General features: G+C 55.6%; 12 protein-coding genes. 5 read left to right on the forward strand and 7 right to left on the reverse strand.

The window, feature by feature from the left end; translation table 11 throughout:
- Positions 1 to 35 precede the first annotated feature (35 nt).
- Entirely contained in the window at positions 36 to 1,769 is a 1,734-nt protein-coding gene (argS, locus tag DEO48_RS10985; protein ID WP_047647442.1) for an arginine--tRNA ligase, read from the forward strand.
- Positions 1,770 to 1,825: 56 nt separating this feature from the next.
- On the opposite strand, the gene DEO48_RS10990 is transcribed toward argS, so the two are convergent.
- The 3 genes from DEO48_RS10990 to flhB are packed head-to-tail and all read right to left on the reverse strand — an operon-like array spanning position 1,826 to position 5,437.
- Positions 1,826 to 2,218, reverse strand: a complete 393-nt coding sequence (locus DEO48_RS10990) for a flagellar protein FlhE (protein WP_109845174.1) — start codon at positions 2,216 to 2,218, stop codon at positions 1,826 to 1,828.
- Positions 2,218 to 4,296: a flagellar biosynthesis protein FlhA gene (gene flhA / locus DEO48_RS10995; RefSeq protein ID WP_109845175.1), complete on the reverse strand. Its 2,079-nt coding sequence runs from the start codon at positions 4,294 to 4,296 to the stop codon at positions 2,218 to 2,220. The genes DEO48_RS10990 and flhA overlap by 1 nt, the downstream gene beginning before the upstream one ends.
- On the reverse strand, positions 4,289 to 5,437 hold the full coding sequence (gene flhB / locus DEO48_RS11000; protein WP_029741778.1) for a flagellar biosynthesis protein FlhB: 1,149 nt from the start codon (positions 5,435 to 5,437) through the stop codon (positions 4,289 to 4,291). The genes flhA and flhB overlap by 8 nt, the downstream gene beginning before the upstream one ends.
- A gap of 506 nt (positions 5,438 to 5,943) precedes the next feature.
- On the opposite strand from flhB, the gene DEO48_RS11005 reads away from it, so the two are divergent.
- The 4 genes from DEO48_RS11005 to DEO48_RS11020 all read left to right on the forward strand — a co-directional run bounded on the left by DEO48_RS11005 (position 5,944) and on the right by DEO48_RS11020 (position 11,066).
- Positions 5,944 to 6,519, forward strand: a complete 576-nt coding sequence (locus tag DEO48_RS11005; protein WP_109845176.1) for a fimbrial protein — start codon at positions 5,944 to 5,946, stop codon at positions 6,517 to 6,519.
- 133 nt (positions 6,520 to 6,652) lie between these two features.
- Positions 6,653 to 7,345 (forward strand): molecular chaperone, encoded by a 693-nt coding sequence (locus tag DEO48_RS11010; RefSeq protein WP_109845177.1) that lies wholly within the window; start codon positions 6,653 to 6,655, stop codon positions 7,343 to 7,345.
- Positions 7,346 to 7,438: 93 nt separating this feature from the next.
- Positions 7,439 to 9,895 carry a fimbria/pilus outer membrane usher protein gene (locus DEO48_RS11015; protein WP_258306093.1) on the forward strand — a complete coding sequence of 819 codons (2,457 nt, stop codon included), beginning with the start codon at positions 7,439 to 7,441 and terminating at the stop codon, positions 9,893 to 9,895.
- A 4-nt stretch (positions 9,896 to 9,899) separates the two neighbouring features.
- Positions 9,900 to 11,066, forward strand: a complete 1,167-nt coding sequence (locus DEO48_RS11020; protein ID WP_109845179.1) for a fimbrial protein — start codon at positions 9,900 to 9,902, stop codon at positions 11,064 to 11,066.
- A 48-nt stretch (positions 11,067 to 11,114) separates the two neighbouring features.
- Here the strand turns inward: DEO48_RS11020 and cheZ are convergent, their stop codons facing one another.
- Genes cheZ through cheR form a run of 4 tightly spaced genes read right to left on the reverse strand, consistent with a single transcriptional unit; the run spans position 11,115 to position 14,089 of the window.
- Positions 11,115 to 11,759: a protein phosphatase CheZ gene (cheZ, locus tag DEO48_RS11025; RefSeq protein WP_023312251.1), complete on the reverse strand. Its 645-nt coding sequence runs from the start codon at positions 11,757 to 11,759 to the stop codon at positions 11,115 to 11,117.
- A 10-nt stretch (positions 11,760 to 11,769) separates the two neighbouring features.
- Entirely contained in the window at positions 11,770 to 12,159 is a 390-nt protein-coding gene (gene cheY, locus DEO48_RS11030; RefSeq protein WP_008500431.1) for a chemotaxis response regulator CheY, read from the reverse strand.
- 17 nt (positions 12,160 to 12,176) lie between these two features.
- Positions 12,177 to 13,226, reverse strand: coding sequence for a chemotaxis response regulator protein-glutamate methylesterase (locus DEO48_RS11035; protein ID WP_023312252.1), 1,050 nt, complete (start codon positions 13,224 to 13,226; stop codon positions 12,177 to 12,179).
- Positions 13,223 to 14,089 (reverse strand): protein-glutamate O-methyltransferase CheR, encoded by an 867-nt coding sequence (cheR, locus tag DEO48_RS11040; protein ID WP_023312253.1) that lies wholly within the window; start codon positions 14,087 to 14,089, stop codon positions 13,223 to 13,225. Before cheR ends, DEO48_RS11035 begins: the two co-directional genes overlap by 4 nt.
- Between the last annotated feature and the right edge of the window lie 6 nt (positions 14,090 to 14,095).

Below are 14,095 nucleotides of genomic sequence, written 5' to 3' on the forward strand. Positions count from 1 at the left end.
GTTGTAAGCCCGCATCAAAAACGTAAGGTATCCAGGTGAATATTCAGGCTCTTCTCTCCGAAAAAGTCAGTCAGGCACTGATTGCCGCAGGCGCGCCTGCGGATTGCGAACCGCAGGTTCGTCAGTCAGCAAAAGTACAGTTTGGCGACTATCAGGCTAATGGCGTGATGGCAGTGGCTAAAAAACTGGGCATGCCGCCGCGACAGCTCGCTGAGCAGGTACTGACGCATCTGGATCTTTCCGGCATTGCCAGCAAAACCGAAATCGCTGGTCCGGGCTTTATCAACATATTCCTTGAGCCTGCATTCCTGGCAAGCCACGTTGACGCGGCGCTGAAATCTGACCGTCTGGGCGTTTCCCAGCCGGAGGCGCAGACCGTCGTGATCGACTACTCTGCCCCGAACGTGGCGAAAGAGATGCACGTTGGCCACCTGCGCTCCACCATCATCGGTGATGCCGCGGTGCGCACGCTCGAGTTCCTCGGCCACAAGGTGATCCGCGCGAACCACGTTGGCGACTGGGGTACACAGTTCGGCATGCTGATTGCTTACCTGGAAAAACAGCAGCAGGAAAACGCCGGTGAAATGGCGCTGGCGGATCTGGAAGGGTTCTACCGTGAAGCCAAAAAGCACTACGACGAAGACGAAGCCTTTGCCGAGCGCGCGCGCAGCTATGTGGTAAAACTGCAGGGCGGCGACCAATACTTCCTCGAGATGTGGCGCAAGCTGGTCGACATCACCATGTCTCAGAACCAGCTGACCTATAACCGCCTGAACGTCACCCTGACCCGTGACGACGTGATGGGCGAAAGTCTCTACAACCCAATGCTGCCCGGCATTGTGGCTGACCTGAAAGCGAAAAACCTGGCGGTAGAGAGCGAAGGCGCAACGGTGGTGTTCCTTGACGAGTATAAAAACAAGGAAGGCGAACCGATGGGCGTGATCATCCAGAAAAAGGATGGCGGCTACCTCTACACCACCACTGACATCGCCTGTGCGAAATACCGTTACGAGACGCTGCATGCTGACCGCGTGCTGTACTATATCGACTCCCGTCAGCACCAGCACCTGATGCAGGCGTGGACAATCGTGCGTAAAGCCGGTTACGTGCCAGATTGCGTTCCGCTGGAACACCACATGTTCGGCATGATGCTGGGTAAAGACGGCAAGCCGTTTAAAACCCGTGCGGGCGGTACCGTGAAGCTGTCCGACCTGCTGGACGAAGCGCTGGAGCGCGCCCGCCGTCTGGTAGCCGAGAAGAACCCGGATATGCCGGCCGATGAGCTGGAAAAACTGGCCAACGCCGTGGGTATCGGTGCGGTGAAATACGCGGATCTCTCCAAGAACCGTACCACCGACTATATATTCGACTGGGATAACATGCTGGCGTTTGAAGGCAACACGGCGCCTTACATGCAGTACGCCTACACCCGCGTGCTCTCGGTGTTCCGTAAGGCGAACATTGATGAAAGCGTACTGGCGAATGCGGCAGTGACCATCACGGAAGATCGTGAAGCACAGCTGGCGGCGCGCCTGCTGCAGTTTGAAGAGACGCTGACGGTTGTCGCACGTGACGGTACGCCGCACGTGATGTGTGCTTACCTGTACGATCTGGCGGGTCTGTTCTCCGGCTTCTACGAACACTGCCCTATTCTGTCTGCGGAAAACGAATCGGTCCGCAACAGCCGCCTGAAGCTGGCGCAGCTCACGGCGAAGACCCTGAAGCTGGGTCTGGATACCCTGGGTATCGAAACCGTAGAACGCATGTAATACAAAAACCCGGCAATCGCCGGGTTTTCTTTTTTGCCTTCCTGCTCATTCAAGCTTCAGCGGTAGTTCACGATGACAGAATTACTCTGCACTTTCAGCGCCGGGATTAAGCGTCCCCCGCCCGGCACTTCCCAGATGAAACGCAAAGGTTCAATAGCCGGTACGCCGTTGAATGCCTGCGTCGTGCCATTTTCGCCGTCGATTTCCGTGCAGCGCGTCTGAGAACAAAGGCGCACCCGCAGCCCTGCGGGCGTTGGGCCAATCAGCCGGTAATTCCAGACCACAAGACCCATCAGACCGGAAACCTCTTCAGCAGGCGCCAGCGGGTTAGATGACATGGCAACACCCTGGTTGCTGAGGGTCACCCCCATGCTGCTTGCCTGCCAGGTGCCCTCCCCGGCAGCGTACGCCGCCAGCGGGAAGAGCAAAATCCAGAGCCATTTACGCATTATTTTCCTCCAATCGTCGCGGTCATGCGGATATGACGATTATCCGACAGCTCCATATTCGACAGCACGACCAGCTGATTCAGGCTACGACGCAGGAAACGCGACAGCAGCGGACGCAGCGCATGATTAACCAGCAGCACCGGCGGTGCGCCCAGCATCTCCTGGCGCGCCAGCGCCTCCTGCGTTTGCGCCAGCAGACGGTCCGCCAGCCCCGGCTCCAGGCCGCCCCCGCCCTGCAGGGCCTGCAGCAGCAGACGCTCAAGCGGCGTATCGAGGCCGATAACCTGCACTTCCCCGGTACCCGGGAACCACTGCTGGGTGATTGCCCGTCCCAGCGCCACGCGCACCACCGCCGTCAGCTCGTGCGGATCGCTTTGTATCGGCGCGTGCTCGGCAAGGGTTTCCAGAATGGTGCGCATATCGCGGATCGGCACCTTCTCGTCGAGCAGGTTTTGCAACACCTTATGCAGCGTGGTTAAGGTCAGCACGCCGGGGACCAGATCTTCCGTCAGCTTCGGCATCTCCTGCGTGACGCGGTCCAGCAGCTGCTGCGCTTCCTGACGGCCAAACAGCTCGGCCGAGAATTGCCCAATCAGGTGATTAAGATGGGTTGCCACCACGGTACTGGCTTCCACAACCGTATAACCCTGGATCTGCGCCTGCTCTTTCAGCGCGCTTTCAATCCAGATCGCGGCCAGACCAAAGGCCGGGTCGATAGTTTGCTCGCCCGGCAGCGTGCCTGCGGCGGTGCCGGGGTTAATCGCCAGCCAGCGGCCCGGATAGGCATCGCCGCTGCCGATTTCAACGCCCTTCATCAGGATGCGATAGCGCGCGGGCGGCAGGTCCATATTGTCGCGGATGTGAACCACCGGCGGCAGGAAGCCCATGTCCTGGGCGAATTTTTTACGGATACTGCGGATACGGCCGAGCAGCTCACCGTCCTGCTGGAAATCGACCATCGGAATCAGGCGATAGCCCACTTCCATTCCCAGGGAATCTTCCAGCTGAACGTCGTTCCAGGTCGCTTCGACGGCCTGGGTATTCTCCGGCATTTTTACCTGAACAGGCTCCGCTGCCGGTTTGGTTTCACGACCGCGCATCCACCAGGCAAGCCCCAGTAGACCCGCCGTAAACAGCAGGAAGACGAGGTTTGGCATCCCCGGCACCAGACCGAGCAACCCGAGAACCGCCGCGGCCAGCAGCATCACGCGCGGGTTACTGAACAGCTGGCCAACCATCTGCTCGCCAACGTCCTGATCGGTGCTCACGCGGGTCACGATGACACCCGCCGCAGTGGAGATCACCAGCGCCGGGATCTGCGCGACCAGACCGTCACCGATGGTCAGCAGCGTATAGCTTTCCGCCGCGTGGCCCATGTCCATCCCGTGCTGCAACACGCCCACCAGCAGGCCGCCGACCACGTTAATCACCATGATCAGGATGCCCGCGATGGCGTCACCGCGCACAAACTTACTCGCACCGTCCATGGAACCGTAGAAGTCCGCCTCCTGCGTCACTTCCGCACGGCGCTTTTTGGCTTCATCTTCGGCGATTAGCCCGGCGTTCAGGTCGGCGTCGATCGCCATCTGCTTGCCCGGCATCCCGTCCAGCACAAAACGCGCGCCCACTTCCGCAATACGCCCTGCACCTTTGGTGATAACCATAAAGTTGATAATAACGAGGATAACGAACACCACGATACCGATAGCGAAATTGCCGCCCACCAGGAAGTGACCGAACGCTTCAACCACTTTACCTGCCGCTGCCGCACCGGTGTGACCTTCCATCAGGATGATACGCGTGGACGCGACGTTCAGCGCCAGTCGGAGCAAGGTGGTAAACAGCAGAATGGTCGGGAACGCGGCAAACTCCAGGGTACGCTGGGTGAACATCGCCACCAGCAGCACCATAATGGACAGCGCAATATTGAAAGTGAAAAGCAGATCGAGGATGAACGCCGGGAGCGGCAGTACCATCATCGATAGAATTAGCAGGATCAGAATCGGCCCGGCAAGGATTTGCCATTGGGTCGATTTCAGGTTGCCGGGCAGGCGCAACATTGCCACCAGATTAGCCATCAGAGTCCTTCTCGTTCATAAAATCCAGCGCGGCAGGCACCGGAAGGTTTTCAGGTTTTACAGGCCGCTGACCGCCAGCCAGACGCCAGCGCTTCAATTGCCACACCCAGGCCAGCACTTCCGCCACGGCGGCGTAGAGTTGTCCCGGGATCTGTTGTCCAATATCCGCATGGCGGTACAGGGCACGCGCCAGCGGAGGGGCTTCCAGGATCGGCACGCGGTGCTCTGTGCCAATTTCCCGGATACGGAGTGCGATCAGCCCCGCCCCTTTCGCAACGACTTTCGGCGCGCTCATTTTGTTTTCGTCATAGCGCAGCGCAACGGAATAGTGCGTTGGGTTGGTAACAATGACGTCGGCCTTCGGCACATCGTCCATCATGCGGCGACGGGCGGCGGCACGCTGCATCTGGCGGATACGCCCTTTTACGTGCGGGTCACCTTCCATCTGCTTATATTCGTCACGGATATCCTGACGCGACATGCGCAGCTTTTTGAAGTGGGTATAAAGCTGGAAGATCACGTCAAAACCCACCATCGGGATAATGCTGAGCACCACAAGCAGCGCGCAGAGCCCGACCAGATTCAGCGCGTTGCTCATCGCGGTGAGAGGCGATTCGCTGATAAGACGCATCATTTCCGGCCAGTGGTACCAGAGGTAAAAGCCTGCGGAACTGCCCATCAGCACCGATTTGAGGACGGCTTTGAGCAGCTCAGCCCCGGTCTGCGCAGAGAACATTTTCGCAATACCCGGCAGCGGGTTCAGTTTGGAAAATTTCGGTTGCAGCGATTTGGCACTGAAAACCAGACCGCCGAGCATCACCGGAGAGACCAGCGCGACAAGTACGACCCCGGTAATCAGGGGCAACAGCGCGACCATGGCCCCCTTAATAAGCTGAATAATCTGGCTGAGGATCAGATTCGGATCGTTGACCATGCTGTGGTCAAAACGTAAGCCGGTGGACAACATTCCCGCCAGCTTTCGGGCGAGCGACTCCCCGCCCCACCAGATAATGCACACCCCTACGATAAGGATCAGCAGGGAGGTTAATTCTCGGGATCGGGGGATCTGCCCTTCCTCACGCGCTTTTTCTAGTCGGTGGGGTGTGGGGGCTTCCGTTTTGTCGTCGTTCTCTTCTGCCACAGTGCATGCTCAGCCCATTACGTCACGGGTATCATGCCAGCACCGCCTTTCATCAATGGGCTGATAAACCCCTATAACCGGGTCTTTTTATTCAGTTTAAGACCGCACTCCGTACGTTGGGAGAGCGAAGAGAGGACGCGTAATGTTCGAACAAACATTGTTCCGACTTGTGTGATGCGCTTCATATCACAAAATGAATTAAGCGAAGTTTTAAAAATGCTTATTCAAAAAATATCCCGAAAGAAAATTAACATAGTCGTCGATTTTAACCACTCAATATTTCAGAAATGATATAAGTATGTAAATCCAATAATTCAGAGCAATTGAAACTCTATTTATCCATTACCCTGGAAAATCCAAAAAGGGATTAATCAATATAACATTAGTCCTGAAACTCACTTACCAGAAGAAATTTAAATGTTATAATTTCACGCGACATAATTTACTTCTCACGAGAAAGCAAATTATATGCCAGATATTTCTTTTCACTTAAAGGAACATTTAAGATGGATTTGAAAAAGAATATTATTGCAGGCTTAACCCTTGCAACACTGTCGATGAATGGTTTCGCCGCAGAAATGAATGCCGGCACTATTCATTTCACGGGTGAAATTATCGAATCGAGCTGTACGATTCAGGGCGACGATGGCACGGACAGTACTATCCCACTGGGTACCTATCCTATATCGTTGTTTACTGATGTTGGAACGGAAACCGCACTTATGCCCTTCTCCGTTACGCTGGCGAACTGTCCGTTGAAAAGCGATGGGCTTCCGGCTGTACAGCTGACCTTTAACGGCCCAACAACCCTCACCGGGACCAATACGCTACTGGACGTCAGTAAAATTACCACCACGGGCGATACCGCGGCTACCGGTATCGGTGTTGCCGTCAGCCTGGCGGGTAAAGATGATAAGCTCATCACGATGGATGGCGCCGAAGGGCAGGTCTATATCGAACTGGCATCAAAACCCGAAGATACAATTAAAGCTGATTTTAATGCCCGCTATAAATCATTTGCAACTGCGGTTACCGCCGGTCCGGCAGATGCTGATATGACGGTAAATATTCTTTACCGTTAATAAACGCATCACTGACATTCAGAATATATATATTAGGCGTCATGACGTTTAAGGAGTCATGCTCTGATAATAGTCCGAATCCGGATTCGGACTATTATCATCCCCCTCAACGTCCTTTATTAAAGGTTTCACTATGCGCATATCACTCCAGGTCTTATTATGCATTCCTGTCATTGCAAGCACTTTTTGTCACGCAGCAGGTATTCAGATCGGTCGCACACGCATAATCTACGATGCCGCGAAAAAGGAAGTTGCCCTCCCCTTACAAAATAATGATAAAGAGCTTCCATGGTTAATACAGTCATGGACGGATACGGGTGATGGTAAAACGCACGGACCGTTTATCGTGACACCCCCTCTCTTTCGACTCGATCCGCAAAAAGAGCAAAGCCTGCGCATTACCTGGAACGGGACAGCCTTAGCAGGGGATAAAGAGTCGCTGTTCTATATGAACGTGCGAACCGTTCCTGCCACGGCTACAGATGAGGGTGGCAAAAACGTCCTGCGGTTAATCTATAAAACGCGTCTGAAACTGTTCTGGCGCCCTGTAGGTCTGAGCGGAACACCCTCTGAAACCTGCAAAAACCTGCGCTTCGCTCGTCATGGTCAGCAGCTCACTGTCATCAACGCGGGGGAGTTCTACAGCGTCTTTGATTCGCTTGCGCTGGGCTCGCACAAAGTGGAGAAAGCCGATATGGCTGCCCCTAAATCCCGCGTTGACATTCCTCTCCCTGACAATGCTCAAGGGACGAGCGTCACCTGGCGCTGCATCACCGATTACGGCAATGCTTCAGAAAAATACACTTCCACACTGGCGCAGGATTAAAAGACCGCGATGATGACAGGACGTATTGATTTGTCATACGGGCGGCTCTTTAGACTGAATCCGCTTCTTCGCTGCCTTGGCGGTGTCTTGCTCATGGCGAGCTTCTCGACGCTGGCCCGTGAGTATCGTTTCTCTCCCTCATCGCTGGAAGGAGACATGCTGGCACAGCAGGATATCGACCTTTCACTCTTTTCAAAGTCGAATGCTCAGCTACCCGGCACCTATTCTTCACGAGTGCAGGTGAACAAACGCCGCCTGAGTACCACCAATATCGCTTACGTCAGCTCGCCGGAAGGGTCACTGATACCGCAGCTCACACCGGATATGCTGCGGGCATGGGGGATTGCTATCGACCGGTATCCCGCCTTGCTTACGTTACCCGCCAATACGGCTTTGCCCAAAGATATCAGCAACTATATCCCTCTGGCCTCCGCGCGGCTTGATTTTTCAACCATGACGTTAGCGTTGAGTATTCCTCAGGCTGCGTTAAGTGGGACTGGTCACGATTACATCGATCCCTCGCGCTGGGACGACGGTGTTCCCGTGTTGTTCAGTGACTACGCTTTTTCAGGATCAAAAAATAAGGACAGCGGCGACAGCAGCGCCACCAGTCAGTATCTGAATTTGCGCACCGGCGCCAACCTGGGTGGCTGGCGAGTGCGCAACTATTCTACGTGGAGCAATTCAGAGAGTGAAAACCTGTGGGAAAATATCAATACCTTTCTGCAGCATGATGTTGACGCCCTCAAGGCGCAGTTCACGGCCGGAGAAAGCAGCACGCGTGGCGAGGTATTTGATAGCTTACAGTACCGGGGCGTTAACCTTGCGTCGGATGAAGAGATGCTTCCCTATAGCCAACGCGGCTATGCCCCTGTCATACGCGGCATCGCCAGTTCAAATGCAGAAGTCTCGGTGCGCCAGAACGGCTATCTCATCTATCAGCAAAATGTCGCGCCGGGCGCGTTCGAAATCAACGATCTCTACTCCACGACCAACAGCGGCGATCTGGACGTTACGGTGAAAGAGGCTGACGGCACCGAGCATCGCTTTACGCAGCCCTACTCCAGTATCGCGGTTATGCTGCGGCCAGGGCGTATGAAGTATGAAATGACCGCAGGCCGTTATCGTGCTGAAAGCGGGAGCGACCAAAAGGAACCCGACTTTTTCCAGGGAAGCATGATTTACGGTTTAAATAACCTTCTCACTTGGTTTGGAGGGCTGACCCTCTCGAAAGACTATAACGCCGCCAATACCGGAGCCGGTCTGGCGCTCGGGCCGCTGGGCTCGCTGTCGGCTGACGTTACCCTGGCCGACACCCGGCTAGACGATAACAGCCAGCATACCGGCCAGTCATGGCGTCTGCTTTATACCGGTAAACTGGATTCGACCAATACCAACTTCAGCCTCGGCAGCTACCGATACACCAGCCGCGGGTATTACAGCTTTGCCGACGCCAACCAAAAGCGTGACGGTCACGAAGACGATCTGCTGTTTCGTTACAATAAACGCAACCGCATTCAGGCCAGCGTGAGCCAAACCGTTGCTGGGTTGAGTCTGTATCTTAACGGTTATCAGCAGGATTACTGGGGCACATCTAAAAAAGAGCGCAGCCTGTCGGTTGGATTAAATACCGTTATTGCCGGCACGAGTTATCACGTGGCCTATACGTACAGCAAAACCAACGACGAAGAGTCTGACAGAATGGTCTCTTTAGGGTTTAGCATTCCTCTCGCCAGATGGCTGCCACGCGCCTGGAGTAGCTATAACATCAGCAATACTAAAAATGGCTATACGCGGCAAAACGTGGGCCTCAGCGGCACGCTGCTGGACGACGAGCGTCTGAGCTACTCGTTGCAGCAGAGCCATTCCAACCACGACGGGGAAGATGTCAGCAGCGTCTACGGCAGCTACCGCTCGCAATACGCCAACCTGACCGCAGGCTATTACGCCTCCACTGATGACTCTCAGCAGCTTAACTACGGCATTAGCGGCGGTATTGTTGCCCATCCTCAGGGCGTCACGCTGGCTCAACCTTTAGGCAGCCAGTTTGCTATCGTCAACGCCAACGACGCGTCCGGCGTCCGTTTCCTGAACCAGCGGGGTATTCAGACCGACTGGCAGGGTAACGCAGTCATTCCATCGCTCACTCCGTACCAGGAGAACAATATTCGTATTGATACCGCGAGCCTGCCGGAAAATGTGGACAGCAGCGATACCGCCATCACCGTCATTCCCTCGCGCAACGCGGCGGTGCTGGCCAGATTTGACGCCCACACAGGCTATCGGATGCTGGTGACCTTGAAGCGTCCAAACGGCCTCCCCGTTCCGTTCGGCGCCATCGCGACCAGTAGCGACCCGGTGATGAGCGGTATTGTCGATGAAACCGGCACCGTCTATCTGGCAGGCATTGGAGAGACCGCGCAGATCACCGTGAAATGGGGCAACGGCACGGGCCAACAGTGCCGCGCCAGCATTACGCAACAGTCAGCCAACCAAACCGAAAGCCCTAACGGTATTCGCTCGGTTAGCGAGCTTTGTCAGCAGGAATAAGCACATGAAAACTATACTCACGAAACGGGCCATCTGGGCTTTATTGGCTACGGCATTGAGCCTGACCGCAACCAGCCCGTGCAGGGGAGCCGCGACTTTACTTCGTAACTGCTTCGGTGCGCCGCAAGCCTACACCACGTCGTTCGATCATGAGTTTTCGTCCAGCGAAAATGTCGCCAATCATGACTATGATGTGCCAAATCATCTGGTCGGCAATGGCCCGGTGATAGTGGCCAACTGCAGCTGTCCCGGAAATATGTTTTCTTCGAGCATGGTCTATGAAAAAACGTTTGCCGGGAGCCCGCTGAGTCCGGGAACAAACGGATACGGCTATTTGACCGATAAGATCGATGCTGATATCACCGCCTACGCGGATGCAATCAACTCTCCGGACGGTACTTCATTGAACCCGTTAGCTATCAATGAATACCCGACGTCCAGAGCTAATATGCGTAACACTACCGAGAATGCACTCGCCAAAACGGAGGGAGATGCCAACGTTTGCAGTAGTGGCACCCAGCCGAGCAACGCCGCTACAGTAAAGCGTAATTTCCGCTGGAACGTCGTTGCGATCCTGCTTCACGTTAAAAAACCCATCCTGGGTCAAGAGGTTATCCCTTCGACGATCGTCGCTCAAAACTACGCCTGTCTTTATTTCGGCTCGGGGGGAAGCTGCGATCCAGGGCAGGCAGATCAGGTCTCTGATATCTGGTTTAGCGGCACGCTTTCTGCGCCGCTAAGCTGCGTTATCAACGCCGGCAGCACCATTGAGGTTGAGTTCGGCAGCATCGTCAGCAAGCAATTCGTCATCAAGGGGCAACCGCCAAAACGTTATGCCATCAAAAACGTTGATATTGCCTACCACTGTGATGATAACGCAGTGGGAAACACGGACCGCATAAAGCTCACGCTGACAGCAGATCAGGGGGTCGCGGATAGCAGTACGCCGTACATTGCAAAACTTCTGGACAGGGACGATCTCGGGGTGCGCGTATATGATGAAAACAGTCAGAACGTTGCGCTGGATGGTACCTATGAGTTTCCGGTAACAATGGACGAGCAGGGAAATGGTGTGGTCAAAATTCAGGCTGTACCGGTCAGCACGACGAATGCCCCCCCGGCCCCGGGCCGCTTTGAAGGTAACGTGACGGTGAAGATGGATCTTCGCTAACCGAAATACCCTCAGGCTGACGCCGCAGCCTGAGGGTAATCACAACAATCAGAAGCCGAGGCTGTCCAGCAGATCGTCGACCTGATCCTGGCTTGCCACAACGCCCGCCTTGCTGGCGTCGAGCTGTGGACCATTGAGCAGGCTTTCGTTCTCGCGTTTTGGACGGGCTGCCGGTTCCGGAATGTTCTCCAGCAGAACCATCAGCAGCTGACGCTCAATCTCCTGGATAACATCCATCATGCGCTTGATCACCTGACCGGTGAGGTCCTGGAAATCCTGCGCCATCATGATGTCCAGCAGCTGGGCGTTGGTGAAGCTGGTGTGGCCCGGCACATCACCCAGGTACTGACGGGTATCCGTCACCAGCTCGCGGGCATCCGCCAGCTCGATAGGATTCTCAAACCACTCGTCCCAGCGTTTGCTCAGCGCTTTCGCCCCCTTTTCCATCGCATCCTGGTGCGGCTGTGACGCTTCAACGCTGTTCAGCGCACGCTCTGCAGCCTGAGCGGTCATCTGCACAACATAGTCCAGACGATCGCGGGCATCAGGAATGGCTTCCGCCGCTTCGGCAATCGCCTGATCCAGACCCAGCTCGCGCAGGCTGTCACGCAGCATGCGCGTCAGGCTGCCGATGCGGACGATGATATCGCTCGGCGAATGTTCTTCAACGGGTTTCATAGCAGGTTGCAACATTTCCATCACCTCACATGCCGAGTTTCTCGAAGATCTTACCGAGCTTCTCTTCCAGGGTTGCCGCGGTGAATGGCTTCACCACATAGCCGCTTGCGCCCGCCTGTGCAGCGGCAATGATGTTCTCTTTTTTCGCTTCTGCAGTAACCATCAGAACCGGCATAGACGCCATTCCCGCATCGGCACGAATGGTTTTCAGCAGTTCCAGACCGTCCATGTTAGGCATGTTCCAGTCGGAGATAACAAAACCAAACCCGCCAGCCTGCAGTTTGTTCAGCGCATCAACGCCGTCTTCTGCTTCTTCAACGTTGTTGAAGCCCAGCTCTTTCAGCAGGTTGCGCACGATGCGACGCATGGTGGAAAAGTCATCCACAACCAAAAACTTAAGCTCTTTATCCGCCATAAAATAATACTCCTGAGTCAAATACGTATTGCCTGTCCGGCACTGATTTTCGCCAGCATCTGCTGGCTTACCTGGCTAAGATCGACCACTTCGCTCACGCCACCCATATTGATGGCCTCGCGCGGCATGCCGAACACCACACAACTTGCTTCATTCTGCGCAATCGTCCAGGCGCCAGCCTGGTGCATTGCAAGCATTCCGGCGGCACCATCGTTGCCCATCCCCGTCAGGATCACCCCAACGGCGTTGCGCCCCGCATGTTTCGCCACCGAATGAAACAGCACATCCACCGACGGACGGTGCCGGTTGACCGGCGGTCCGTCATGAATTTTGATTTGATAGTTAGCGCCGCTGCGCGCCAGCTCCATATGCTTGTCGCCCGGGGCGATATAGGCATGCCCCGGGAGCACGCGCTCGCCGTCTTCCGCCTCCTTCACGCTGATCTGGCACAGCTTGTTCAGGCGTTCGGCGAAGGAACGGGTAAAGCCTGGCGGCATATGCTGAGTGATCAGAATACCCGGACTTGAAAGCGGCAATGGCTGGAGTACATGACGAATTGCCTCTGTTCCTCCGGTTGACGCCCCAATGACCAGCAGTTTTTCCGAGCTGAGTAAGGGACCGGCCTTCAGGGTCGCAGGCGCGGCCAATGGCGTATGGGCAGCAAGCTTCGCACGCGACGCGGTGCGGATCTTCTCCGCGATCATTTCGCTGTAGGCCAGCATCCCTTCGCGTATGCCGAGCTGCGGTTTGGTGACAAAATCCACCGCCCCCAGCTCCAGCGCGCGCAGGGTGATTTCCGATCCTTTTCCGGTCAGGGAGGAGACCATCACCACCGGCATGGGCCGAAGCCGCATTAATTTTTCGAGGAAATCTATGCCATCCATGCGCGGCATCTCGACATCCAGCGTTAGCACGTCGGGGTTATATTTTTTAATTAAATCCCGCGCTACCAGAGGATCGGGCGCAGTGGCCACCATCTCCATGTCGCTGTGGCTATTGATAATTTCAGTCATGATCTGACGCATCAGCGCTGAATCATCGACAGACAACACCCTGATTTTACTCATGCTTTTTCCTTACTCAGCGCATATACCGTTTGCCCACGCAGGCTAAACTCACGCGCGAGGTTGCTGAAGTTTTCCGAGTGCCCGGCAAACAGTAAACCGTCAGGCTTGAGCAACGGAACAAACCGACGCAGAATGTCCTGTTGCGTCGTTTTATCAAAATAGATCATAACGTTACGGCAAAAAATGGCGTCGAACGGCCCCGGCACGTTGTACTGCTTATCCAGCAGGTTAACGGGCGCGAATTCGACACAGTTCGCCAGCTCCTGGCGTACGCGCACCAGGCCTTCATGCGGGCCCGTGCCGCGCATGAAATAACGCTGCAGCTGCTGCGGCGACAGCGTTTTCAGTTCATCCTGGCGATACACGCCGTTACGCGCCTTCTCCAGCACCTCGGTATCGATATCGCTGGCGTAGACTTTCCAGCGTCCGGGCGTCATGCCCAGGGTGTCGGCAAGGGTGATCGCCAGGGAGTACGGCTCTTCACCCGTCGAGGCGGCCGCACTCCAGACGCGATACTCCCCGGTGCGACGGCGCGCATGCTCGGCCAGTACCGGGAAGTGGTGAGCCTCCCGGAAAAACGCCGTCAGGTTGGTGGTTAACGAGTTAATGAAAGCCTGCCACTCTGCGCTGTTCTGGTTCGCCTCGAGCATGCTCAGATAGCGGCCAAAATCATCCAGCCCCAGCGTACGCAAGCGCCGCACCAGACGGTTGTAGACCATGTCCCGCTTATGATCCGCAAGCACGATCCCCGCACGCTGGTAGATTAACTGACATATCCGACGAAAATGCGCGTCGGACAGCGCGAGGCGCTGTGTCATCTGCAACAATAATGACGTTTGCCCAGGGGGCATTGGTGATGTCATAGCGCC

Origin of the sequence: Enterobacter sp. CGMCC 5087 (assembly GCF_003144775.1) — a bacterium.
GTDB lineage: Bacteria > Pseudomonadota > Gammaproteobacteria > Enterobacterales > Enterobacteriaceae > Enterobacter > Enterobacter cloacae_M.